We start from the raw sequence: 25492 nt of genomic DNA, 5'->3' as shown, positions 1-25492 counted from the left end.
TCAGGGTTTGGCGGTGGGGACGCGCAGTTCCACCGTCAGCTCGCCCTCGTAGAGACCGGGGCGCTTGCTGGCGACGGGGGTGGGAGGTGTCAGCAATGTCAGCGGCGTGGGCACGCAATAGACCGGCTGGCTGATACCGGGCAGCATGACCAGGCGCAGTTCGGCGCCGTCGATGCCATGCAGCAGCTCTTCCACGCCATGCCGCATGCGGATATCGCGCCCGCCGTAGTTCAGGCTGACGTGGTAGTCCAGGCGCTGGCGGTCGTCGCTGCCACCATCGCGGTGCCAGACCGCGAAGTCGCTGCCGGGTGGCGGGCGCGGCCCGCTGTCACGCACGGTGACGCCGAGGAATTCGCTCTGCGAGCCGAGGCCGTCGTAGAGGCACATCTCCAGCTGCTTGCGGCCGCCTACCATCTGCTTGATGGGGTCGTAGCGCAGGTCCATGTTGACCAGCGGCGCAATGTTGTCGAAGGCCGGGAAGTAGATCGAGATCGCGTCGTAGTCGGTGACGGTGAACTCGAAATTGAAGGTGGCGGTGGCGACGGGAGCTGCGGCGGGATCGGCCTTGATGTTCAGGCGCATCGTGGCCTTCCAGTGACCTGAGACGAGGCGCGCAAGTTCCGCTGACGGAATTGACAGCCTGACGCCTGTGCCTATTGGCTGATCTGGCCCGCAGGTGTACCAGGATGCCGAACTCAAAATCCTCTGCAGCGAGTCCCAATAGTCGATCGCACATCCCCAGTCAGACATGATCCGCTGGATGCTGCCAAACGCGCGGACTTCGATGCGTAAGCCAGTCCGCTGATCTGCAAACCTAAGCGAAACCTCAGTAACCCCATCTGCGCCAGACGGAATACCCGCCGTGGGACATTTGCCAAACTCGGCATCAGAAGCAGACCCACACACCACATGGATCTGCCCATACTTCATCGCCACGTCATGACTGAACCCCAGCACCGTCCTCGGCGCCCACAGCTCCACGTCGCCGGGCACGGCCGAGCGGTCCCACGACATCACGATGTCCCGGCTCTGATCGGTGGGATGTGTCTCTGGCGGCCACTGCGCCCACGCCCGTGGCATCAGCACGGCCAGCGCGCACACCAGCATCAACACGAACAACACACGCCGGCTCATGGCGTTCCTCCTGCAGCAGCGGTCTGGGGCGTGGCGGCAATCAGCGCGCGTTCCTGCAGCAGCCGGGTGACCCGGGCCTGCTGGCGGATCTCCGCCGGCAGCTGGGCCACGGCCAGCGGTTCGCAATGCACGGCGCCGACCAGCAGCACCACCTGGCGGCGCTCGCGCACCTGCAGCGGGCAGTGCAGCAGGCGGTCGTCCTGCAGCAGGTAGAGCGTTGTCTCGCGACGCGGGAAGTCGGCGACGAAGCCGCCGTTGGCGCTGGTGCCGGGCACCGGCGCGTTGAGGATGCGGGCGCCACCCAGCGGCGCGCCGGCAAGCGTGCGGGCGGTGCCGATGAAGGTGTAGGTCACTTCGATCGGCACCGGCATGCGCATCAGCCGCCCCGGGGCCAGGAACATCGGGCGCGCACCGCCCACACCGCTCACCCGGATGGCGGCCATGCTGGCGTCGTTGCTGGCGTCCTGCAGTTCGGCACGGTGCGACTGGTAGGCGGTCAGCGGCAGCAGCCGGCGCTCGCCGATCTGCAACCGTTGCCGGCCCGCGCCGCTCACCTGCAGTTCGGCCGCCACGCCCTGCAGGTCCAGGTCATCGGTGGCGCCTACCTGTACCGCCAGCCCGGCGTCGGCGCCGGTGCCTGCGCCCCAGTAGGCACCGCGCCGGCCCAGGGCGAAGGCCGAGCTGTGCGTGCCGCTGTAGGCGGTCTCGCTGCGGCCATGCTGCTGGTAGTACGCCACGGTGGCGCCGGTCTGTCCGTAGCGGTTCTGCAGCTGCCCGCCCAGCGATGCACTGTAGCGGTCGTTGTTGTTGGCGCGCAGCTCGGAGGTCAGCTCACGCAACTGCGCGTCCACCTCCTGGCGATAGCTCTGGCCGACGCTGTAGTTGATCTCCGGCCGCTGGTGCTGCGGCTGGCGCATGTCCACCGCGTAGCGGCGCTGGCCGTTGCCAACATGGCTGCGCTGCAGGCGGGTGAAGCTTACGTTGAGGTAGATGCCACGGTCGCGCGTGCGGGTGTCGCGGGCACTGTCGTGGCTGTGCTGCTGCCACAGGCCCAGCCGCGTGGAAACGCTGAAATCCTGCCAACGATGGCTGCGGCTGAAGCTGGCCTGCCAGGTGCGGCTGAGCTGCGGCTCACGGTGCGGTTGCAGCGGTTGCGGCGGCAGGAATGGATCCAGTGGCGCCAACGGATCATCGTCACCGGGACGGCTCCAACCGGTGCGCCAAGTCTGGCGCCGGGTATACCCCAAATACGCCGTACCACCGGCGATCGGCAGCGAGACCGATCCGCTGAGCGAGTTGGTGCAGCCCAGGCGGTCCCGTGCATCGGCCTCGAACTGGCAGGCCTTGCCACGCATGCGCTGCTGATAGATGTTCCAGGACGCCTTGCGCCGGTATGACAGCTGATGCTGCTGGCCGTGGCTGCCATCGCTGCCGCGCATGCCGCTGAAGGTTGCGCGCATCTCCTGCGTGGCCAGCACGCGGCGCAGGTCCACGCGCAGTTCGCCATAGCTGTGCCCGCCCAGATGGGCGACGCCCGCAGTAGCCGCCAGGTCGCGAGCCAATGGCACGCGCATGCCGGCCACCGTTACCTGCTCACCATCGAAGCGGTCACTGCGGCGCTCGTTGCGGCGGCCACTCTGCACGAACCACTGCCATTGGCTGTCGGTCCAGTCACCGCCCTTGTCGAAGGGGGCTTCTTCGGTACGCACCAGCACGCCATCCTCGTAGATGCGCATGCGCACCAGGTAGCTGCCGAACGGGAAGTTGCGGGTATCGATCTGGTTGATGCCGGCCTGCAGGTAGTAGGTCTGCAGCAGGCGCTCGCCGTCGAACACGTCCACGCGCGCATCGCGGGCGAGCAGGACCGTCAGTGGCGAGGCCTGCACGGCAGCATCGCTGTCCACGTAAGCCTGGGTGGTGCCCACGCGGGCACCGTCGAAGCGGTCCAGCGGCAGCATGCTGAAACCGAAGGTGCCGCCCTGTGGGCTGGACAGGTTGCGGCGGTCCATGCGCCCGGCCTGCAGGTAATACTGCTGGCCCAGGTCATGGCGGTAATAGACGTTGTCGAATTCGAAATGCGCATCGCCACCGCTGCTGCGGTAGCGCTGCTGGGTGAAGTACCAGTCGGCGGACATATGGCCCCGCTGGAACAGGCCGAGGACGCCGGTGCCGCGCGCACTGAACGACTGGTAGTCGCGCCCACCGGTGAGGTTGAGCACCTGCTGGTGCAGGAAAGCGTTCTCTGCATTGCTGCTGAGCGCGTGGAAGCGTTCCGCGGCGGGCTCGCCACCGATCCACTTGCGCGCCACGAACAGGCGCACGGCGCCCTCGCCTTCGTCATACAGCGCGCGCGCGGCCGCAGGGTCTTCCGGGGGATCCAGATAGCCGCAACCGGCCTCGGCGCCACCGAAGCGGCAGGCCAGGTGGCTGTTGCGTGGCAGCGGCTGCGACAGTGCCGGCAGCAGCGCGGCCTGCGCCTCGGCGGACAGGTCCAGTGCCTGCAGCACGCGCGCGGGATCTTCCAGCTGCACATGCTCCAGGGTGACGCGCACCGGCGACAGCCCGGCCGAGCGGCCGAACAGCTGGATGTCGAGTTGTTCGGTCTGTCCTTCGACCAGATCTTCGAAACCGGGCGGGACGCCGCGCGCGGCCGCCAGCGGAGTGGACAACGCCAGGGCGAGCGCGACCGCCAGCCGGGTGACGGCGGGGGCGTGTGAGGTCATGGGGGTACCGCTGGAGAAGCGGCCGGCCCGGGAGCCGGGCCGGCGCGGGGATTACGGCGTGGTGGCCTTCTGGTTCAGCACGACGTTGACGATGCCGCTGTAGCGACCCTTGGTGGTGATCGGGGCCGGGGCGGCCTGGGCAATGGTCAACGGCATCGAGATCGAGGCGCCCGGAGTCGAACCGGCACCGTTGAACAGATCGGCCGCCTTGTACTCGATGGCAGTGGCGCTCAGTGCGCGGTTGTTGAGGCTGATGGTCATCGGCACGGTGACGGCGCCGGTCTCGTTGGCCAGTACGAATGCACCGTCGATACGGGCCTCGATATCGGCGGTTTCGTCGTTGGAGTGAATGCGCACGCGCTGCGTGTCCGGAATCAGGCCGCGCAGCGGATCGTGGGTCAGCGTGACCAGGTCCGGCAACGGGGTGCCGTCATCACGCAGCAGTGCCAGGGTCGGGTCGACGTCGGCATAGACGGAGATCTTGGTTTCCAGCGCGTGCGCGGACAGCGAAGCGGTGGCCAGCGCTGCCGCGAGCGCGGTCTTCTTGATGATGGCGTGCATGGTTGTCTCTCTCGGACAAAGGGGGAATATGAAAGCTCCCCTCCCCAAGGAGAAAAGGGAGGGGAGCATCGCCCGCGGGGATGGGTGCGGGCGACGGAGAGAATGTTAGAAATCCATTGCCATGCAGGCCATTCAAGCATTCCTAAAACACTGAGTGTTAAGGAGAATTCTTGAATTCGCTCAATGTTCGAGGGTTATGCAATTTCCCTCATCGGTTCAATGCAACAAACCTCATTGCATTGAATTTGTAGAGCCGAGCCCACGCTCGGCTACCGTTGGCTTCAACCTGCAGGCACGACGGTGACGTGATCGACATCGATGTCGGTGGGCTTGAAGCGATGCGTGTCGACCTTGCCACGCAGCTCGACCACGGTATCGGCACCGATGGCCTGCGGCGGCAGGTCTTCGTCATCGATCTCGACCTCGATCTGGCCGCTGGCATCACGGAACTGGTAGCGCTCGTCACCGATCTTGGCGGTGAGGGTGCCACGCAGCACCACCGGATGATCATCGCGCTGCGCACGTGCGTCAGCGACGGTGCTGGCAGCGGCCCCTGCCCCCGGCCCGGTGTACTGCGCGAAGGCCTGCGGGCTCAGCAGGGCCAGCGGCGTGGCGATGAAAGCGATGGCGATCAGTCGGTTCATGGCGTTCTCCATACAGGGATCAGTACGCACAGGTTCTATCGCCTTCGACGTGATACCCATGCAATAGATCCGAAAAGATGTGAATGCGACATTCATTGTCAGAACGCGTTCAGATCCGGAAGCGGGCTCTTATCGTGCGGACCAACGTTCCGCGGTCGCCATCCGCCGAAGCCGATCAGGGCACAAAAAAAACGCCCCGCAGATGCGGGGCGTTCTCAGCAGAATCTGCTGCGGGCGATCAGCCCTGGTAGTCGCGCACGTCGCTGCCGGTGTAGACCTGGCGCGGACGGCCGATCTTCATTTCCGGATCGACCTGCTGTTCCAGCCAATGCGACACCCAGCCGGAAGTACGGCCCAGGGCGAACATGACGGTGAACATTTCGGTCGGGATCTGCAGTGCCTTGTAGATGATGCCGCTGTAGAAATCGACGTTCGGGTACAGCTTGCGGGCGACGAAGTACTCGTCCTGCAGCGCAGCCTGTTCCAGCTTCACGGCCACGTCCAGCAGCGGATCCTGCACGCCCAGCTGCTTGAGCACCTTGCTGGTCATCTCGCCGATGACCTTGGCGCGCGGGTCGAAGTTCTTGTAGACGCGGTGGCCGAAGCCCATCAGGCGGAAGCCGGAGGTCTTGTCCTTGGCCTTGACCACGGCGGACTCGACGTTGTCGGCGCTGCCGATCTCTTCGAGCATCTTCAGCACGGCTTCGTTGGCACCGCCGTGGGCTGGACCCCACAGCGCGGTGACGCCCGCAGCGACCGACGCGTACGGGTTGGCACCGGTCGAGCCGACCAGGCGCACGGTCGAGGTCGAGGCGTTCTGCTCGTGGTCGGCATGCAGGATGAACAGCAGGTCCAGTGCCTTCACCACGTCCGGGTTCAGGTCGTACTGGCCGTCAGCGGACTCGAAGGTCTGCTTCAGGAAGCGGCTGACGTAGTCCAGCGAGGTGTCCGGCTTGTTGGCCGGCAGGCCCTTGCCGTGGCGGTAGATCAGCGCCGACAGGGTCGGCACCTTGGCGATCAGGCGCACGGCGGCCTTGCGGCGCTGCTCGGCGTCGGACAGGTCCAGCGAGTCGTGGTAGATGGCCGACAGCTGCGCGATCGCGGCCGCCAGGATCGCCATCGGGTGGGCATCCTTGGCGAAGCTGCCGATCAGGGTGTTGATCGAATCGTCGACGTTGGCTTCGGCGGTCAGCTCATCGGTGAAGGCCTTCAGCTGCTCGGCGCTCGGGCGCTCGCCGTTGATCAGCAGGTAGGCCACTTCGACGTAGCTCGACTTTTCCGACAGCTGTTCGATCGGGTAGCCGCGGTACAGCAGCACACCCTTGTCGCCGTCGATGTAGGTGATGGCGGACTTGCAGCTGGCCGTCGCGGTGAAGCCGGAATCGTAGGTGAAGAACCCCGTTTCCTTGGTCAGCTTCGCGATGTCGACGCAGTTGTTGCCAAGGGTGGGTTTGATGACGGGCAGAACGACGGACTTATCGCCGGCGTTGAGCGTGACCTGATCAAGATCGGACACTGTGTGCGCTCCTTCATGGGAAGGCGCCTGCCCAAGCGCATTGGTCAGGCACGTGAATGACGTCCTCGGCCTGTGCCGGGGATCACATCATTATCGCACAGCAGCATTTGTCGGGTGCTAGACGGAAGTCGTATACGACAGGCGGCCGGACACCGGCCGTTGAGCGGCCCGGATCGGCAAAAGCGTTGTCACACGAACGCAGTGTTCCGTCCATCCAAACGCCCGTTGGGTTGGCGTTGGGGAAAAACAAACGGCCGCGCAGAGCGCGGCCGTCGGTTCGAAGCTGGATCGACAGATCAGCGCGCGTAGCGCTTCTGGAACTTGTCGATACGGCCCGAGGTGTCGATGACCTTGTGCTTGCCCGTGTAGAACGGGTGCGAAGCAGAGGAAATTTCAACCTTGACCAGCGGGTATTCGTTGCCGTCTTCCCACTGGATGGTTTCCTTCGTGCCCATGGTCGAGCGGGTCAGGAACTTGAAATCGGAGGTGACGTCATGGAAGACGACGTCGCGGTAGTTCGGATGGATATCGGCCTTCATGGGCTCACACCGTAAATGGGCTGGTGGTCAAGAGCGGCATTATAAGCACCGGTTGCCGCTCGGGGCAACCGGTGGCGGTCAATCGAGGTCAGTCCGCGCCCAGGGCCTGGCGCACCAGGGCCTCGAAACGCGGCTGGTCGTAGGCCATCAGCAGATCGCAGTTGTCCGGCTGGCCGGTCTGGCGGTTCCAGTCGACGATGGTGGCGCCGCGGCTGAACGTGCCATTCAGCTCCACGTTCAGCGGCCGCGACTCGACCTGCAGCTGCCCTTCTGGATTCAGCGCCCACGCCATGGCCACCGCATCGGCCGTATACCAGCGGCCGCCCTTGGCATCTTCCGACAGCGCGCGGGTCTTGCGCGAGATCAGTTCGTAGAAGCGGGCGCGGTCGGAATCGGCCTGCAGCCATTTCTCGGCGTCCTCCAGCGGCAGGCCGTGGGCAACGGTCGCCTCCCAGTCCGACACCAGCAGGTGCTTGAACGAGGTGAACACCACGTGCGCGGCTTCAGGATCGAAGGCGATGTTGAATTCGGCTGCCGGGGTGATGTTGCCGTGGCAGGTAACCGCGCCACCCATCACCACGATGCGCTTGATGCGCTGGGGCAGGGTCGGGTCCAGCTTCAGTGCCAGCGCCAGATTGGTCAGCGGGCCCAACATCACCAGCATCAGTTCGCCGGCGTGTTCGTGCGACAGGCGCAGGATGGCCAGGGCAGCGTGCTCGGCCTCGGCCTGGCGGCTCGGCGGCGGCAGGTCCACGTCGCCGTAGCCATCACGGCCATGCACGTGGGCAGCGTCAACGGAGGGATGCAGCAGCGGATCCGGGCTGCCGGCAAACACCGGTACGTCGGGGCGGCCGACGATGTCACAGAGCTTGAGGGCGTTGCGGACGGTGTATTCGAGGCCGACATTGCCGGCGGCGATGGTCAGGGCGACCACGTCGTGCCGTTCATCGGCAAAGGCCATCAGCAGGGCCAGGGCGTCGTCCACACCGGGATCGGTGTCGATCAACAGGGGGATCTTGTGGGTCATCGTTGCCGTCTTCAGATCGGCAACGAAGTGTGGACCGGGATGATGACCGTTGCAAGTACGGGGGTTGGGGTTCTGGCAGGGCTGCGCCCTGCACCCGCGGTAGTGCCGGCCGCTGGCCGGCAACTTCGACAGCAACGTCAAAAACGGGTTTCCCGCGGCTGGCGGGGAAGAGCTCTCTGTAGAGTCGAGCCATGCTCGACTCCCGCGCGCAGCGCGCACAGCAGCCGAGCGTGGGCTCGGCTCTACAGTGGATCCACGCCGTGCGTGGATGAGCGTCCCGGAAATGGGGTCAGAGGCCATTGCTGCGCAAAGGGCTCCGACCCCGGGGTGCCTACGCCGAGGCGTAGCGCACAGCGGTGCCGATCCAGCGCTGCACCACGCGATCGGCCAACGCGGGCTGCTGGGCCAGCAGGCGCTCGGCCAATTCATGCACGCCGGGCAGCAGGCCAGCGTCGCGGGCCAGGTCGGCAATGCGGAAACCGGCCAGGCCAGTCTGGCGCGTCCCGAGCAGTTCGCCGGGGCCGCGCAGTTCCAGGTCCTTCTCGGCGATGACGAAACCATCGTTGGTTTCGCGCATGGTCTGCAGGCGCTCACGCGCCATCTGCGAGAGTGGTGCCTGGTACAGCAGCACGCAGCGCGACACCGCCGAACCGCGGCCCACGCGGCCACGCAGCTGGTGCAGCTGGGCCAGGCCGAGGCGCTCGGCGTTCTCGATCACCATCAACGAAGCATTCGGCACGTCCACACCGACTTCGATGACCGTGGTCGCCACCAGCAGGTCGATCTCGCCGGCCTTGAACGCCACCATCGTCGCCAGCTTTTCAGCAGCCTTCAGGCGGCCATGCACCAGCCCCACGCGAACGCCCGGCAGCAGCGCTTGCAGTGATTCATAGGTGGCCTGCGCCGGGGTGGCATCCAGTTCTTCGCTTTCCTCGATGAGCGTGCACACCCAGTACACCTGCCGCCCTTCCTGGCAGGCCAGCGCAATGCGCTCGATCAGTTCCGGGCGACGGTCATTGTTCAAGGCCACGGTCTGCACAGGGGTGCGGCCCGGTGGCAGTTCGTCGATGGCCGATACATCCAGGTCTGCGTATTCGGACATCGCCAGCGTGCGCGGAATCGGCGTGGCGGTCATCACCAGCTGGTGCGGCACGCTGTTGCCGCCCGCGCCCTTGTCGCGCAGCGCCAAGCGCTGGTGCACGCCGAAGCGGTGCTGCTCGTCGACGATGGCCAGCGCCAGGTCCTGGAACACCACCGCCTCCTGCATCAGCGCGTGGGTTCCGACCACCACCTGCGCTTCGCCGTTGGCGACCTGCTCCATCACTTTGGCGCGCGCCTTGCCGGTGACCTTGCCGGCCAGCCAGGCGATGCGCACGCCGAGCGGTTCCAGCCAGCCACGCAGATTGTTGAGGTGCTGCTCGGCCAGCAACTCGGTGGGGGCGGCCAATGCGACCTGCTTGCCCTGCTCCACCGCCAGCATGGCGGCCAGCGCGGCCACCACCGTCTTGCCGGAGCCGACGTCGCCCTGCACCAGCCGCAGCATCGGGCTGGGCCGCGCAAGGTCCTCACGGATCTGCTTGAACACGCGTGCCTGCGCGCCGGTCAGCGCGAACGGCAACTGCTTCAGCAGCGCCTTGGCCAGTTTTCCGGGGCCGGCCAGCGGCGGCGCATGGTGCGCCTGCAATGCAATACGCTGGCGACGCAGGCTGAGGTGATGGGCCAGCAGTTCTTCCATCGCCAGGCGACGCTGCGCCGGGTGGGTACCAGCCGCCAACGCGGCCAGATCGGCATCCGGCGGTGGCCGGTGCACGGTCAGCAGCGCGCTGCGCAGCGGCGGCAGGCCCAGGCCATCGAGCCAACCGTTGGGCAGCAGTTCCAGCGTGCTTTCCTCGGGCAGGCGGTCCAGCGCCTGGCCGATCAATTTGCGCATGGTCATCGGGCCGACCCCTTCGACGGTGGGATACACCGGATCGAGGCGGTCGCCGAGTTCGGGATCGTCGTTGCGGCCCAGCACCTGGTAGCTGGGATGGACGATTTCCAGGCCGAGGTGGCCGGGCTTGGGCGTGCCGAAGCAGCGCAGCCGGGTGCCGACCGCGAACTGCCCGACCTGCTGCTGGCGAAAGTGGAAAAAGCGCAGCACCAGGGTGCCCTGCCCTTCGTCTTCCACCGCCACTTTCAGCATCGGCCGGTAGCGCATGCCACGCTCGACCGCGACCACCCGCCCTTCCACCTGCGCCGGCACGCCGTTGCGCAGGTCTTCGATGCGGGTCAGCCGGGTCCGGTCTTCATAGCGCAGCGGCAGGTGAAGCCAGAGATCCTGCAGGGTGGCCAGGCCACGTGCCTGCAGTTTGGCGGCCACGGCCGGACCGACGCCGGCAAGCATCGCCAGGGATGCTTCGCCGGACGGTGACAGGACCGGGGTGACCGCCGCCTTGCGTGCCACGTGGCGGTCAGTCGATGACCATCACCGCGTCGACCTCGAAGCTGGCGCCCTTCGGCAGGCCGGAGACTTCGATGGTGGAACGGGCCGGGTACGGGGCCTGGAAGTAGTCCTGCATGACCGCGTTGACCTTGGCGAACTCGCCCAGGTCGGTCAGGTACAGGCCCAGGCGCACGACCTTGTCCAGCGAGCCACCCGCCGCTTCGGCCACGGCCTTGAGGTTGTCGAAGGCGCGGCGGGCCTGTGCTTCGACGTCACCGGCGCCGACGATGTCGCCGGTGGCCGGGTCAAGCGGGATCTGGCCGGAGAAGTACACGGTGTTGCCGGCGCGCACGGCCTGCGAGTACGGGCCGATGGCGGCGGGGGCCTTTTCGGTGTTGATGATCTGGCGGGACATGGGTCGCTCCGGTGCTTGGGGGAAAACAGAGCGGTGATTGTACCGGCTGGGGGTGCATCCACGCATGGCGTGGATCTACCGCGCCGCCTCGGTAGTGCCGGCCGTTGGCCGGCAATCGCGATGCCGTCGCGGATCCATGGGTTGCCGGCCAGCGGCCGGCACTACCGGTACGCGCAGGACCTACTGGCGGCGTACCGATTGCACGACCGACAGGCGGCGCAGGCGGCGCATCACTTCGGCCAGGTGGTTGCGGTCGCGCACCTGGATGTTGAACGCCAGCACGGCGGCGTTGAAGTCGCGGTCCAGGTAGTCCACGCGTTCGATGTTGGAATGGCTCTGTGCGATGGCGGCGGCCAGCTGCGCCAGCACGCCGGTGCCGTTCTCCACTTCCACCACCAGCGAGGTGTCGTAGTCGCCGGAGACGGTGGTGTCCCAGCCAATCGGCACCCAGCGCTCGGGCGACTTGCGCAGCTCGGCCAGGTTCGGGCAGTCCATGCGGTGCACCACGATGCCCTTGCCGGCGGTGTGGTAGCCCATGATCTCGTCGCCGGGAATCGGCTGGCAGCAGCCGGCGAAGGTGACCACGCCGCGCTCGCTGCCGTTGATCAGGATCTTCTCCTGCGAGTGGTGGCGCGAATGCGGGCCGCCACGCAGTTCGGCGTAGGCCATCAGCGCCTGCGCGGCCTGGGTCGGCATCCAGTTGCCCAGTGCGACCTCGGCCAGCAGCGCTTCCAGGCGCGGGAAGCGGTGTTCGGCCAGGAACGCATCCAAGCGGCCTTTCGGCAGGCGCTCCAGCGACGAATCCATCGCTTCCAGCGCGCGGTCGAGCATGCGGTGGCCCAGCTGCACGGCATCTTCGTGCTCCAGCTGCTTGAGCTGGTGGCGGATGGCGGTGCGTGCCTTGCTGGTCACCACGAATTCCAGCCACTGCGGTTTCGGCGTGGCCGAGCGCGCGGTGATGATCTCCACCGACTGGCCCGACACCAGCTTGGTGCGCAGCGGCACCAGTTTCTTGTCCACGCGCGAAGCCACCGCCATGTTGCCCACGTCGGTATGCACGGCGTAGGCGAAATCGAGCGCGGTGGAGTTGCGCGGCAGGGCCAGGATCTTGCCCTTCGGGGTGAACAGGTAGACCTCGTCCGGGAACAGGTCGACCTTGACGTTGTCGAGGAATTCCAGCGAGGAACCGGCGGCGCGCTGCGAGTCGATCAGCTCGACGATCCACGCGTGGGCACGGCTCTGTGCGCTGTTGGGCGAATCGCCGCCGAACTTGTAGGTCCAGTGCGCGGCCACGCCGCGTTCGGCGATCAGGTCCATTTCCTCGGTACGGATCTGCACTTCGATCGGCGAGCCATACGGCCCGAACAGCACGGTGTGCAGCGACTGGTAACCGTTGGCCTTGGGAATGGCGATGAAATCGCGGAAGCGCCCATCCAGCGGCTTGAAGGTGGCGTGCACCGAGCCCAGCGCGTGATAGCAGCTGGGCACGCTGCGCACGACCAGGCGGAAGCCGAACACATCCATCACCTGGTCGAAGGATTTGTTCTCGTCGCGCATCTTGTTGTAGATGCTCCACGGGGTCTTGATGCGGCTGATCAGCCGATGCTCGATCCCCTCCTTGGCCAGGCGCTGCGACAGCTGCACTTCCACCTGCGCCATCGCTTCGCGGCGCACCACCGGCTGGCTGCGGATGTGTTTTTCGATGATGGCGTGGCGCCATGGGTAGAGCGCCTTGAACCCGAGGTTCTGCAGCTCGCTCTTGACCAGGCTCATGCCCAGGCGCTGGGCGATGGGCGCGTAGATCTCCAGCGTCTCGCGGGCGATGCGGCCACGCGCTTCGCGGCTCTGCGCGCCCAGCGTGCGCATGTTGTGCAGGCGGTCGGCCAGCTTGATCATGATCACGCGCAGGTCGCGCGACATCGCCAGCAGCATCTTGCGGAAGCTCTCGGCGGCCGCCTCCTGGCGGTCACGGAACTTCAGCTTGTCCAGCTTGGTGACACCGTCGACCAGTTCGGCCACGGCTTCGCCGAACTCGGCGGCCAGCGCCTCGCGGGTCAGCGGGGTGTCTTCGATGGTGTCGTGCAGGATCGCGGCGATCAGCGCTTCCACGTCCAGGCCGAGTTCGGCCAGCACCTGGGCCACGGCCACCGGATGGGTGATATAGGGCTCGCCCGACTTGCGCGTCTGCCCAGCGTGCGCGGAGGCCCCGACTTCCCAGGCACGGCGCAACAGCGGCAGCTGTTCCGGCGGCAGGTAATGGGCGGCGCGTTCGAGCTGGAGGACGTAGTCGGGTACGGCGGCAGTGGGGGCTGCGGCGACCTTGGCAGTGGGGCCTGGGTTCATGCCCGAAGCCTATTCCAGCGCGACGTTTACGGCAAATCCTGAATGCGAAACAGCCCGCACGGGGCGGGCTGTTCGGTGTATCCAACGATTACGTTGATCGATGCGATCAATCGTCGTTCTTGGACATGTCTTCGTCGGCCACCACTTCGGCGGCAGCCCACTCCAGCGCTTCGCGCTCGGCGCGCTCACGCTCGGCCTTCTCGACTTCGTCGATCAGGGCGTTGTCGATCTTGCGGGCGGCGATTTCGCGCAGCGCCAGCACGGTCGGCTTGTCCTCGGTCTCGCTGTTGTCCAGCGTGGCCTGCACGCCGTTGGCGAGCTGACGGGCACGCTTGGAAGCCATCATGACCAGTTCGAAACGGTTGTTAACGACTTCCAGGCAATCTTCTACGGTGATGCGGGCCATGCGGGCTCCCGGCGACCGGTCGGCCGCTCAGTCGAATGAGGGAAAGGGGGACGGAGTGTACTGGCAGGGGCTGGACAAAATCAAGCCAACCCCTACCCGATTCTTTTGGAATCAGTCAGTTGCACCCGGATCGGGGGTCAGCAGCGCCTGGATCAGGCCGGCGTGGCGGACCTTCTGGGCCTCCCGGCGCAGGCGGCTGGCAGTGAAGATGGCGCACAGCTCGTCCACGGCAGTGTCGAACACCTCGTTGACGATGACGTAGTCGAACTCGTTGAAGTGCAGCATTTCATCGCGGGCCGCGCCCAGGCGCTGGGCGATGACCGCCTCGCTGTCCTGGCCGCGCTTGCGCATGCGGTCCTGCAAGGCCTGCTTGGACGGCGGCAGGATGAACACGGTGACCGTGCCCGGCACCAGCTGGCGCACCTGCTGCGCGCCCTGCCAGTCGATCTCCAGCAGCACATCCTGGCCGGCGGCCAGCTGCGGCTCCACCGACTGCCGGGCCGTGCCCTTCCAGTCGCCGTGCACCCAGGCGTGCTCGAAGAAGTCGCCGGCGGCGATCATCTGCTCGAACTTCTCGGCACTGACGAAGTGGTAATGCTGGCCGTTCACCTCACCGGGGCGCATCGCGCGCGAGGTGAAGGAGATCGACAGGGCGATCTGCGGGTCACGGGCCAGGGTGGCATTGACGATGCTGCTCTTGCCGGCGCCGGACGGGGCGGCCACGATGTACAGCGTGCCGCGCGCAACGGCGTCCGACGGCTTCGACGGGGCGCTCATGCGCGGAACCCAATTGGTTGATTTCGCAAAATTTTTCCTCGGTGTTCCAGATCCGGCGCGGAGGATCGCGCCAGGACGGCGGGGGCTGCGCGGAACATCCTGGAACCAGGCCCGGCAGACGCTTCCCCAGGGGGCGGGCACGCAACTTTACCAGAGCAGGCCCTTTCCGGGCCCGTCCGGCAGGCGCCGCGCCTTGTGCCACATGGGCATCCGGGGGCCTGTGCTATAACCGGCCCGTACCCAACGACAGCCCGGAGGCCTGCGCCTCCCCGCCATCCCAGGAGAACGGCATGCCATCGATGAGCCGCCGCCAGTTCCTGAAAGTGACCGGGACAACCCTGGTCGGCTCCAGCCTGGCACTGATGGGCTTCGCGCCCGGCATCGCGCTCGCGGAGGTCAGGCAATACAAGCTGACCCGCGCGACCGAGACCCGCAACACCTGTACCTACTGTTCGGTGGCCTGCGGCATCCTGATGTACAGCCTCGGCGATGGCGCCAAGAACGCCGAGCCGAGCATCTTCCACATCGAGGGCGACCCGGACCATCCGGTCAACCGCGGCACGCTGTGCCCGAAGGGTGCCGGCCTGGCCGACATCATCCACAGCAAGTCGCGCCTGCTCTACCCCGAGTACCGCGCGCCGGGCTCGAACGAGTGGAAGCGGCTGAGCTGGGACGATGCGCTGGACCGCATCGCGCGGCTGATGAAGGAAGACCGCGATGCCAACTTCGTGCAGAAGAACGAAGCCGGGCAGACGGTCAACCGCTGGCTGACCACTGGCATGCTGGCGGCCTCGGCCACCAGCAATGAAACCGCGGTGCTGACCCACAAGGTCGTCCGCTCCCTCGGCATGCTGGCATTCGACAACCAGGCACGTGTCTGACACGGCCCGACGGTGGCAGGTCTTGCCCCGACGCTAGGCCGTGGTGCGATGACGAATCACTGGGTCGACATCAAGAATGCCGACCTGATCCTGATCATGGGTGGCAACGCCGCCGAGGCGCATCCGTGCGGGTTCAAATGGGTGACCGAGGCCAAGGCCCACAACAAGGCCCGGCTGATCGTGGTCGATCCGCGCTTCAACCGCTCGGCCGCGGTTGCCGATGTGTACGCGCCGATCCGCACCGGTACCGACATCGTGTTCCTGGGCGGCCTGATCAACTACCTGCTGACCGAGGACCGCATCCAGCACGAGTACGTGCTGAACTACACCGACATGTCGTTCCTGGTGAAGGACGAGTTCGCCTTCAAGGACGGCCTGTATTCGGGCTACAACGAAGAAAAGCGCAGCTACGACCGTTCCAGCTGGGACTATGCCTACGGTGACGATGGATTCGTGCGCAGCGACCCGACGCTGAAGGATCCGCGCTGCGTCTACAACCTGCTGAAACAACACTACGCGCGTTACACCGTGGAGATGGTCGAGCGCATCTGCGGCACGCCGGCCGACAGCATCCGCCAGGTGTGGGACATGATCGCGTCCACCGCCGGCAAGGACAAGGCGATGACCATCCTGTACGCGCTGGGCTGGACGCAGCACTCGATCGGCGCACAGAACGTGCGTGCCGGCACCATGGTGCAGCTGCTGCTGGGCAACATCGGCGTGGCCGGTGGCGGCATGAACGCGCTGCGCGGGCACTCCAACATCCAGGGCCTGACCGACATCGGCCTGATGTCCGACCTGCTGCCCGGCTACCTGACGCTGCCGAAACAGGATGAGCAGGACTACAACGCCTACATCGCCAAGCGCACGCAGAAGCCCCTGCGCGCCAACCAGATGTCGTTCTGGCAGAACTACCCGAAGTTCCACGTCAGCCTGATGAAATCGTGGTGGGGCGATGCCGCCACCGCCGACAACAACTGGTGCTTCGATTACCTGCCCAAGCTCGACAAGCCGTACGACATGCTGCAGGCGTACGAGCTGATGAACGAGGGCAAGATCCACGGCTACATCTGCCAGGGCTTCAATCCTCTGGCCTCGGCGCCGAACAAGGGCAAGCTGATCAGTGCGTTCTCCAAGCTGAAGTTCATGGTCAGCATGGATCCGCTGGAAACCGAGACCATCGCCTTCTGGCAGAACCACGGCGCACTGAACGACGTCGACCCGAGCACGATCCAGACCGAAGTGTTCCGCCTGCCCACCACTTCCTTCGCCGAGGAGAACGGCGCGGTGGTGAATTCCTCGCGCTGGCTGCAGTGGCACTGGAAGGGGGCCAACCCGCCGGGCGAAGCGCGCAGCGACATCGAGATCATGTCCGAGCTGTTCCATCGCATCAAAGCGATGTACGAGAAGGATGGCGGTGCGTGGTGGGAGCCGGTACGCGACCTGGCCTGGAAGTATTCCAACCCGGAGCTGCCGACGCCGGAAGAACTGGCGATGGAATACAACGGCAAGGCGCTGGCCGACGTGTTCGATCCGAAGGACCCGACCAAGCTGGTGCGCAAGGCCGGCGAGCAACTGGCCGCGTTCGGCGAGCTGCGCGACGATGGCAGCACGTCCTCCGGCTGCTGGATCTACATCGGCGCCTGGGGCCCGACCGGCAACATGATGGCGCGGCGTGACAACAGTGACCCGACAGGCATCGGCAACACGCTGGGCTGGGCCTGGGCGTGGCCGGCCAACCGCCGCGTGATGTACAACCGCGCCTCGTGCGACGTGGCTGGCCAACCGTTCGATCCACGCCGCACGCTGCTGGCCTGGAACGGCAAGAACTGGGGCAACGTGGACGTGCCGGACTTCAAGGCCGATGAAGATCCTGCCGGCGGGATGGGCCCGTTCATCATGAACCCGGAAGGCATCGCCCGCTTCTTCGCCAAGGCCGGCATGGCCGAAGGCCCGTTCCCGGAGCACTACGAACCGTTCGATACCCCGCTGCGCAGCAATCCGCTCAGCCCCGGCCAGGCCCTGACGCTGAACAACCCCGCGGCACGCGTGTTCGCCAGCGACCGTGCACAGATCGGTTCGCCGGACGAGTTCCCGCATGTGGCCACCACCTACCGCCTGACCGAGCATTTCCACTTCTGGACCAAGCACGGCAAGCTCAACGCCATCATCCAGCCCGAGCAGTTCGTCGAGATCGGTGCGGCATTGGCCGACGAGCTGGGCATCACCAACGGCAGCCGCGTGCGCGTGAGTTCCAAGCGTGGCCATATCGAAGCCGTTGCGATGGTGACCAAGCGGATCAAGGCCCTGCAGATCGATGGAAAGACCGTGCATCAGGTGGGCGTGCCGATCCACTGGGGCTTCCTCGGTGCGGCCAAGCCCGGATATATCGCCAATACGCTGACCAATGCCATCGGTGACGGCAACTCGCAGACGCCCGAGTCGAAGTGCATCCTGGTCAAGGTCGAGAAGGTGTAGGAGACACGCCATGCCACTGCAATCGCTGGACATCATCCGCCGCTCGGCCACCACCACGCCCTCGCCGGAGGCGCGGGGCGCGCACACCGGCCAGGTCGCCAAGCTGATCGATGTGAGCAAGTGCATCGGCTGCAAGGCCTGCCAGGTCGCCTGCATGGAATGGAACGACCTGCGCGACGAAGTGGGCAGCTGCGTTGGCAGCTATGACAACCCGCCCGACCTGAGCGAACAGTCGTGGACGGTGATGAAGTTCCGCGAGTACGAGGACGAAAAGGGCAAGCTGGAGTGGCTGATCCGGAAGGAGGGCTGCATGCACTGCAGCGACCCGGGCTGCCTGAAGGCCTGCCCGTCGCCCGGCGCGATCATCCAGTACGCCAACGGCATCGTCGACTTCCAGGAAGAGAACTGCATCGGCTGCGGCTACTGCGTGACCGGCTGCCCGTTCGACGTACCGCGCATCTCCAAGAAGGACCACAAGGCCTACAAGTGCACGCTGTGTTCGGACCGGGTGGCGGTCGGCCAGGAACCGGCCTGTGTGAAGACCTGCCCGACCGGGGCGATCACCTTCGGCAGCAAACAGGCGATGACCGAGCACGCCGCCGGACGCGTGGAAGACCTGAAATCACGCGGCTATGAAAACGCCGGCCTGTACGACCCGCAGGGCGTCGGCGGTACCCACGTGATGTACGTGCTGCAGCATGTGGACAAGCCCGAGCTCTACGCCGACCTGCCCAAGGACCCGCGCATCAGCCCGATGGTGGAAGTCTGGAAGGGCGTAGCCAAGCCACTGGGCGTGCTGGCGATCGCCGCCACGGCCTTTGCTGGCTTCCTGCACTACATCGGCATCGGCCGCAACACGGTCAATGACGAGGAAGAAGAACAAGCCGAGCACGAGGCGAAGAAGATCGAAGAGGAGCAGCGGCCATGAAGTACGCCCCGCACCCGCGGCAGATCATCCGTTACCGCGCGCCGACCCGCATCAACCACTGGATCGTGGCGATCTGCTTCGTGCTGACCGCGCTGTCCGGGCTGGCGTTGTTCCACCCTGCCCTGTTCCCGCTGACCCAGCTGTTCGGTGGCGGACCGTGGACGCGCATCCTGCATCCGTTCATCGGCCTGGCCATGGTGGTGGGCTTTGCGCTGCTGGCGTTGCGCATGTGGCGCGACAATCTGCCGACCGCCGACGACCGCGCGTGGATGCGCGGCATGCGCGATGTACTGCGCAACGAGGATGAAAAGCTGCCGCCGGTCGGTCGCTTCAATGCCGGCCAGAAGCTGCTGTTCTGGGCCATCATCGGCTGCCTGTCGGCACTGCTGCTGACCGGCTTCGTGATCTGGCGGCAGTACTTCAGCCATTTTTTCCCGATCGGGGTGATCCGCTTCTCGGTGCTCGCCCATGCGTTGTTCGGCTGGGTGCTGATCTGCGCGATCGTGGTGCACATCTATGCGGCGATCTGGATCAAGGGGTCGGTGCGGGCGATGACCCAGGGCAAGGTGACCTATGGGTGGGCGTACAAGCACCACCGACAGTGGTTCCGGGACATCCTGCGCGGGCGGCGGGAACAGGGGTAGCTGCAGGGCCTGCGGCCCTGCACCTGCTTCAAGCCAAGGCAACAGCAACAGCGGCTATCCGTGGGATGGCGGGGTGGATCCGGTTGCGGGAGACGCTGCAAATACCCCTCCGGGGCCCGGCCCAGCCGCTGGCGGCTGTGCGTTCGGGCGCTTGCGAAGCAGTGCTTCGCAAGCAAAGCGCCCTCACCCATGTAAGCTCGGTCGCCGCATCCATGCGGCTCACGCTCCCGCAACCGGACCCACCCCGCCTTCGACAGTTGGCCGCGATCTGTCGGTGGGTGCCGACCGTTGGTCGGCACTGATCGAATCCCGACCAACGCTCGGGATCCACTTTCAACCAACCGATGGGGTCAGAACCGTTTTCCTGTGGAAAACGGATCTGACCCCAACCTTTCAAATGGCCGGCAACACGCTGGACGCCAGCGCCGACAACAGCGAGGATGGAGCCTGGTTCTTCTGGCTGGCCCTACATGGCGCAACGCATCCTTGAACCCGGTGAGATCGAGACGCTCGCCTCGCGCGATGTGCCGCGCATCATCCTGCCTGATACCGGGTCACTGTTCGCTACGCGCGCGGCACGCCTGCGCAGCCTGGCCGCGCACAGTGCCATCGGTGGCTACCTGCAGCTGCTGGCGGCGCTGGCCGATGCGCAGCAGGCACTGCTGGATGAGTTGACGCCGCAGCAACGCGAGGGGCTTCAGGCACAGGCGCGCGCGCAGCAGTCGAGCGCGGCGGCTAGCGCCGGCATGCCGTTGCGGCCGGCCAACACACTGCAACTGGATGGGCGCTGGCGCGACTGGCTGCGCACCCTGTGCCGGCACTGTGCCGACGAAACCGGGCTGCCTGTGGAAACCCGGCAGGAACTACAGCGCGTCGCCGCCGCTGATGATGCGTGGCTGGATGCACAGGCGCATGCGGTGCTGGAACGCGATGACGCGCCCTCGGTCGACGCCGTCGCTGCGCTGCTGGTGATGAACGCGCTGCAGGTGTACTGGGCGGTGCTCGCCGCCAGCTTCCATCCGACCGACCTGAAGCCGCTGGCCGATGCGCCAGAGTTGTGCCCGCTCTGTGGCACGCTGCCGGTGGCCAGCGTGGTGCAGGCGCGCCCGCCCTACGCCGCCTATCGCTACCTGTCGTGCTCGCTGTGTGCCTGCCAGTGGCATTACGTGCGCGTGCAGTGCAGCCAGTGCGGCGCCGCCGGCAAGGACATTGCCTATCGCGCCCTGGCCGAGGTGGACGGTGACAGCGGCGAGGCAGTGCGCGAGAGTGCGGTGCGCGCCGAGACCTGCGACCACTGCCACAGCTATCGCAAGATCCTGTACCTGGAGAAAGATCCGTCACTGGAGCCGGTGGCCGATGACCTCGGCACGCTGGCGCTGGACCTGCTGCTGGCCGAGGAAGGCTATGCGCGCGCCAGCCAGAACCCGCTGCTGTGGCAATCCGACGGCGACTGACCTATGCCACGCATGCACGCCACGCCGGCATCGGCCGCCGCCCTGCCTTCGCTGGACCGGCTGCTGCGCCTGCCTGCGTTGTCGGCCATGATCGAACGCCACGGCCGCAGCCGCATCACCCAACTGCTGCGCGCACACCTGCAGGAACTACGCGACCGTATCAGCGCCGCGCAGCTCTCGGCCGAACGCCTCGAACAGGCCATCAACGGCCCGTCGCTGGTCGCGGCGCTCGGCGCCGCACTGGCGGCCGACGCACGCCTGGACCTGCAGCCGATGTTCAACCTGACCGGCACCGTGCTGCACACCAACCTGGGCCGCGCGCTGTTGCCCGATGCCGCCGTGCAGGCGGTCACCCGCGCAATGACAGCGCCGGTCGATCTGGAATTCGACATCATCCGCGGCCGCCGCGGCGACCGCGATGCACGGGTGCAGGCGCTGGTCTGCGAACTGACCGGCGCCGAAGCCGCCACCGTGGTCAACAACAATGCGGCGGCGGTCCTGCTGCTGCTCAACAGCCTGGCCAACCGCCGCGAGGTGGTGGTGTCGCGCGGCGAACTGGTGGAGATCGGCGGTGCCTTCCGCATTCCCGATGTGATGCGCAGCGCCGGCGCGCGACTGCTGGAAGTGGGCACCACCAACCGTACCCACCCGGCCGACTTCGCCCATGCCATCGGCGCACGTACCGCGTTGCTGATGGAAGTGCATGCCAGCAACTACGCGATCACCGGCTTCACTGCCAAGGTCGACACTGCGGCGATGGCTGCGATCGCGCACGAGCACGGCCTGCCGCTGGTGGTGGACCTGGGCAGTGGCAGCCTGTGTGACCTGGCGGCCTTCGGCCTGCCGCACGAGCCGACCGTGCAGGAAACACTGGCGGCCGGTGCCGACCTGGTCTCATTCAGTGGCGACAAGCTGCTGGGCGGCCCCCAGGCCGGGATCATCGCCGGCCGCGCCGACCTGATCGCGCGGATCAACCGCAACCCGCTCAAGCGGGCGCTGCGCATGGACAAGATGGGCCTGGCCGCACTGGAAGCCGTGCTGGCCCTGTACCGCGAACCGGAACGGCTGGCACTGCGGCTGCCGACCCTGCGCAGCCTTTCGCGCCTGCGGGATGACATCGACGAGCAGGCACACCGCCTGCTGCAGCCGATGCGCGCGTCGCTGGCCGCCGGCTACGCGCTTGAACGGGCCTCGATGTACAGCCAGATCGGCAGCGGCGCGCAGCCACAGGCGCAGCTGGCAAGCGCCGGACTGCGCGTTACCAGCGCGCGCCGCGGCGGGCTGGATCGCTTGGCCAAGCGCTTGCGCCAGCTGCCGCGGCCGGTGCTGGGCCGCATTGCCGATGACGCGCTGTGGCTGGACCTGCGCTGCCTGGAACCCACCGACGAAGCCGCCTTCCTCGCGCAATGGAGCACGCTGCAGGCATGATCGTCGGCACCGCCGGGCATATCGACCATGGCAAGACCAGCCTGGTGCGCGCACTGACCGGCATCGAAACCGATCGCCTGCAGGAAGAACGCACGCGCGGTATCTCCATCGAGCTGGGCTATGCCTATGTCCCGGTGGAAAGCACAGGCGGCGGGAGTGCCGAGGCGACGCTGGGCTTCGTCGATGTGCCGGGCCATGAACGCTTCGTGCATACGATGGTGGCCGGCGCCACCGGCATCGATGTCGCCCTGCTGGTGATCGCCGCCGACGACGGTGTGATGCCGCAGACCCGCGAGCACCTGGCGATCCTGCAGTTGCTGGGCGTGGATCGCGGTGCAGTCGCTCTGACCAAGATCGACCGCGTGGACGCCGCGCGCATCGCCCGGGTCGAGATCGAGATCGCCGCGCTGCTGGCCGGAACGCCGCTGCAGGATTCCCCCGTATTCGCCTGCAACAGCACCGCACCAGACGATTCTGGCATCAACGCGCTGCGTACCCAGCTGCACGCGTGGGCGTCGGACAACGCCAGCACGCGCCAGGCCGAACTGCGCAGCGAGCTGTTCCGCATACCGGTGGACCGCGTGTTCTCGCTGGCCGGCCACGGCACGCTGGTGACCGGCGCAGTGCACGGCGGCATCGCTGCCGTGGGTGAGCATCTGCAGCTGATGCCGGCCGCCACTGACGTGCGCGTACGCAGCATCCACGCGCAGAACCAGGCCAGCGAACACGCCATGGCCGGGCAGCGCTGTGCGTTGAACCTGGCTGCCATCGCCCGCGACGACATCCACCGTGGCGACTGGATCGCCGACCCGCGCGCCCTGCTGGCGACCCGTCGCGTCGACGTACGCCTGCGGCTTTCCGCACTGGCAACACCGTTGCGCGACTGGGCGCCGCTGCACATCCACTGGGGCACGATGCACCGGCAGGCCCATGTGGTGCTGCTGGAGGACGTCGATCACGGCGACGGACAGTTGGTGCAACTGGTGTTCGATGCACCGGTCTGCGCGATGTGCGGTGATCGCTTCATCGCCCGTGATTCAGCGGCCATCCGCACGCTGGGTGGTGGCATCGTGCTCGATCCGGACCCGCCACAGCGGCGCCGGCGCAGCCAGGCACGGCTCGCCTGGCTGGGCGCACTGGAGCAGCTGGCCACAGGTGCGGGAATCGGCCCGCTGTTGCAGCAGGCTTCCTTCGGCATAGCCATGGCCGCCCTGCAACGCTACTGCCGGCGCGCGGCCGACCGGATCGATCTTCCTGCGGGCACGCGGCGCATCGTCACCCACGAAGACACGGTGGTCATCCTTGCTTCGCACTGGCAGGCGCTTCGCGAACAGGTGATCACGTCGCTGCGCAGCTGGCACGAGCGACGTCCGGACGAGCCCGGTGTTGATAGCGGGCGCCTGCAGCGCAGTACGCTGCCCGCGCTTGCAGCGAGCCTGTGGAATGCCCTGCTGCAAGGCCTGCTGGACGACGGCAGCGTGCAGCGCGTGGGCGCCTGGTGGCGCCTGCCCGGCCATGACCATGCGCCACCGGAACGCGAACGACTTCTGCTCGAATGCGTGCTGCCGCAGCTGCACGCCGGTCGCTTCGATCCACCGTGGGTGCGCACGCTGGCCACCGACGTTGGTCTGGCCGAAGACGAGGTCCGCGCCGTCCTGCGCCGCGCTACCGCGCGTGGCGAACTGTTCCAGGTAGTGCCGGACCTGTTCTATGCACCGGCCCGCATTGCCGAGCTGGCCGCGATCGTCGCGCAGCTGTCGCAGGCCACCGGCACGGTGGATGCGGCCACCTTCCGCGATGCCATCGGCCTGGGCCGCAAGCGCAGCATCCAGATCTTGGAGTTCTTCAACCGCGTTGGCTACACTCGACGCGTCGGTGACCAGCATCGGCCGCGCGGCGACCTGCAGTGGAACGCAGCCCGCGACTGAGCCCACCGGTGCCGCCGTACTTTCGGAAGGCATGCGCATCCGGGCATGCGGCTGGGCTTCAAACCCAGTAGGGGGCGTCGATCGTTCCCTGGTAGGTTCGACTCCTGCTGCCTTCCGCCATTGGTGTTTCCGCAGGAGATGTCGGCATGGCCACGCACGCGCAGTCCCCCGCCCCTTCAACGGCCGATGCCCCGCAACGACTGACTTCGCTGGCACACGGCGGCGGCTGCGGCTGCAAGATCGCGCCGGGCGTGCTGTCCGAACTGCTGCGCGGCGTGCCAGCGCTTCCGGCACCGGCCGAACTGCTGGTCGGCCGCGAGACCAGCGACGACGCCGCGGTGTACCGCCTCGATGACCGCCAGGCAATCGTCGCCACCACCGATTTCTTCATGCCGATTGTCGACGACCCGTTCGACTTCGGCCGCATCGCCGCCACCAACGCGCTGTCGGACCTGTACGCGATGGGGGCACGACCATTGTTCGCGCTGGCCATCGTCGGCATGCCGATCAACACGCTGCCGCAGGAGACCATCCGCGGCATCCTGCAGGGCGGCGAGCGTGCCTGCGCCGATGCCGGCATCGTGGTCGCTGGAGGCCACAGCATCGATTCGGTGGAACCCATCTATGGCCTGGCCGCGATCGGCGTGCTCGACCCGCAGCGGCTCAGGCGCAATGCCGATGCCCGCGCCGGCGATGTGCTGGTGCTGGGCAAGCCGTTGGGCGTGGGCGTGTATTCGTCGGCGCTGAAGAAAGAAGTGCTGGACGCCGACGGCTACCAGCAGATGATCGCGTCGACCACCCGCCTGAACACCGTGGGCGTGGCCCTGGCCGCGCTGGACGGTGTGCACGCGATGACCGATGTCACCGGTTTCGGCCTGCTCGGCCACCTGCTGGAAGTGTGTCGCGCCAGTGGTGTCGCTGCGGAGGTGGACAGCGCACAGGTGCCGCTGCTGCCTCAGGCCCTGGAGCTGCTGCAGCGCGGCTGCTTGACCGGCGCGTCCAACCGCAACTGGGCCTCGTATGGTGCGGAGGTGCGTTTCGCCGATGGGTTGCCGGCACACTGGCAGCCGCTGCTGACCGACCCACAGACCAGCGGTGGGCTGCTGGTGTCCTGCGCCCCGGAAGCGGTGGACGCGGTGCTGGCCTGCTTCCACGACGCAGGGTTCGGCCAGGCAGCCGTCGTGGGGCGATTGAGCGCGGGCCTGCCGGGTGTCAGCGTCCGCTGAGACGCTGTAATGAGAAGG

Annotated in this window: 20 protein-coding genes and 1 tRNA gene; 9 read left to right on the top strand and 12 right to left on the bottom strand. The window is 66.7% G+C overall.

The window, feature by feature from the left end:
- From ACM0O9_RS07240 to gmk, 12 genes are all read right to left on the bottom strand, one after another.
- Positions 1-1134, bottom strand: coding sequence for a CblD like pilus biogenesis initiator family protein (locus ACM0O9_RS07240; protein ID WP_414603954.1), 1134 nt, complete (start codon positions 1132-1134; stop codon positions 1-3).
- Complete coding sequence (locus tag ACM0O9_RS07235) at positions 1131-3857, bottom strand: TcfC E-set like domain-containing protein (protein WP_414603955.1); 2727 nt, start codon at positions 3855-3857, stop codon at positions 1131-1133. The genes ACM0O9_RS07240 and ACM0O9_RS07235 overlap by 4 nt, the downstream gene beginning before the upstream one ends.
- Positions 3858-3908: 51 nt before the next feature.
- The gene (locus tag ACM0O9_RS07230) at positions 3909-4418 is read right to left on the bottom strand and encodes a CS1 type fimbrial major subunit (RefSeq protein WP_414603956.1); all 510 of its coding nucleotides are present in this window, start codon (positions 4416-4418) and stop codon (positions 3909-3911) included.
- A 281-nt stretch (positions 4419-4699) separates the two neighbouring features.
- On the bottom strand, positions 4700-5062 hold the full coding sequence (locus ACM0O9_RS07225) for a NirD/YgiW/YdeI family stress tolerance protein (protein ID WP_005418949.1): 363 nt from the start codon (positions 5060-5062) through the stop codon (positions 4700-4702).
- 238 nt (positions 5063-5300) lie between these two features.
- A complete protein-coding gene (locus tag ACM0O9_RS07220; protein WP_414603957.1) occupies positions 5301-6578 on the bottom strand; it encodes a citrate synthase in 1278 nt (425 codons plus the stop codon).
- Between the two features lie 296 nt (positions 6579-6874).
- Positions 6875-7117, bottom strand: coding sequence for a type B 50S ribosomal protein L31 (locus ACM0O9_RS07215; RefSeq protein ID WP_005418951.1), 243 nt, complete (start codon positions 7115-7117; stop codon positions 6875-6877).
- Between the two features lie 88 nt (positions 7118-7205).
- The gene (locus ACM0O9_RS07210; RefSeq protein WP_065197147.1) at positions 7206-8144 is read right to left on the bottom strand and encodes a nucleoside hydrolase; all 939 of its coding nucleotides are present in this window, start codon (positions 8142-8144) and stop codon (positions 7206-7208) included.
- A gap of 331 nt (positions 8145-8475) precedes the next feature.
- Positions 8476-10587 carry an ATP-dependent DNA helicase RecG gene (gene recG / locus ACM0O9_RS07205; protein ID WP_005418953.1) on the bottom strand — a complete coding sequence of 704 codons (2112 nt, stop codon included), beginning with the start codon at positions 10585-10587 and terminating at the stop codon, positions 8476-8478.
- Between the two features lie 7 nt (positions 10588-10594).
- Complete coding sequence (locus tag ACM0O9_RS07200) at positions 10595-10981, bottom strand: RidA family protein (protein WP_005418954.1); 387 nt, start codon at positions 10979-10981, stop codon at positions 10595-10597.
- Positions 10982-11161: 180 nt separating this feature from the next.
- On the bottom strand, positions 11162-13324 hold the full coding sequence (locus tag ACM0O9_RS07195) for a RelA/SpoT family protein (protein ID WP_005418955.1): 2163 nt from the start codon (positions 13322-13324) through the stop codon (positions 11162-11164).
- A 106-nt stretch (positions 13325-13430) separates the two neighbouring features.
- On the bottom strand, positions 13431-13730 hold the full coding sequence (gene rpoZ / locus ACM0O9_RS07190) for a DNA-directed RNA polymerase subunit omega (RefSeq protein WP_005410877.1): 300 nt from the start codon (positions 13728-13730) through the stop codon (positions 13431-13433).
- Between the two features lie 111 nt (positions 13731-13841).
- Positions 13842-14507: a guanylate kinase gene (gene gmk / locus ACM0O9_RS07185; RefSeq protein ID WP_005410878.1), complete on the bottom strand. Its 666-nt coding sequence runs from the start codon at positions 14505-14507 to the stop codon at positions 13842-13844.
- Between the two features lie 290 nt (positions 14508-14797).
- Here gmk and fdnG point away from each other — a divergent pair, with 290 nt between their 5' ends.
- From fdnG to selD, 9 genes are all read left to right on the top strand, one after another.
- Positions 14798-17866, top strand: coding sequence for a formate dehydrogenase-N subunit alpha (fdnG, locus tag ACM0O9_RS07180; RefSeq protein ID WP_139727597.1), 3069 nt, complete (start codon positions 14798-14800; stop codon positions 17864-17866).
- Positions 17867-17876: 10 nt separating this feature from the next.
- Positions 17877-18794, top strand: a complete 918-nt coding sequence (gene fdxH, locus ACM0O9_RS07175) for a formate dehydrogenase subunit beta (protein WP_053500839.1) — start codon at positions 17877-17879, stop codon at positions 18792-18794.
- Complete coding sequence (locus ACM0O9_RS07170) at positions 18791-19438, top strand: formate dehydrogenase subunit gamma (protein WP_005418959.1); 648 nt, start codon at positions 18791-18793, stop codon at positions 19436-19438. Before fdxH ends, ACM0O9_RS07170 begins: the two co-directional genes overlap by 4 nt.
- Positions 19439-19712: 274 nt before the next feature.
- Complete coding sequence (locus ACM0O9_RS07165) at positions 19713-19928, top strand: hypothetical protein (protein WP_134955450.1); 216 nt, start codon at positions 19713-19715, stop codon at positions 19926-19928.
- The gene (gene fdhE / locus ACM0O9_RS07160; RefSeq protein ID WP_065185325.1) at positions 19909-20892 is read left to right on the top strand and encodes a formate dehydrogenase accessory protein FdhE; all 984 of its coding nucleotides are present in this window, start codon (positions 19909-19911) and stop codon (positions 20890-20892) included. Before ACM0O9_RS07165 ends, fdhE begins: the two co-directional genes overlap by 20 nt.
- 3 nt (positions 20893-20895) lie before the next feature.
- Positions 20896-22320 (top strand): L-seryl-tRNA(Sec) selenium transferase, encoded by a 1425-nt coding sequence (selA, locus tag ACM0O9_RS07155; protein WP_414603958.1) that lies wholly within the window; start codon positions 20896-20898, stop codon positions 22318-22320.
- A complete protein-coding gene (gene selB / locus ACM0O9_RS07150) occupies positions 22317-24248 on the top strand; it encodes a selenocysteine-specific translation elongation factor (RefSeq protein ID WP_329953522.1) in 1932 nt (643 codons plus the stop codon). Before selA ends, selB begins: the two co-directional genes overlap by 4 nt.
- Before the next feature lie 24 nt (positions 24249-24272).
- Positions 24273-24368 (top strand) — tRNA-Sec (locus ACM0O9_RS07145).
- A 26-nt stretch (positions 24369-24394) separates the two neighbouring features.
- Entirely contained in the window at positions 24395-25474 is a 1080-nt protein-coding gene (gene selD, locus ACM0O9_RS07140; RefSeq protein WP_053497458.1) for a selenide, water dikinase SelD, read from the top strand.
- Positions 25475-25492 lie beyond the last annotated feature (18 nt).

Origin of the sequence: Stenotrophomonas sp. FR012, from assembly GCF_047520565.2 — a bacterium.
GTDB classification, from domain to species: Bacteria; Pseudomonadota; Gammaproteobacteria; order Xanthomonadales; family Xanthomonadaceae; genus Stenotrophomonas; species Stenotrophomonas sepilia.
This window is presented reverse-complemented; position numbering and strand designations above follow the sequence as displayed.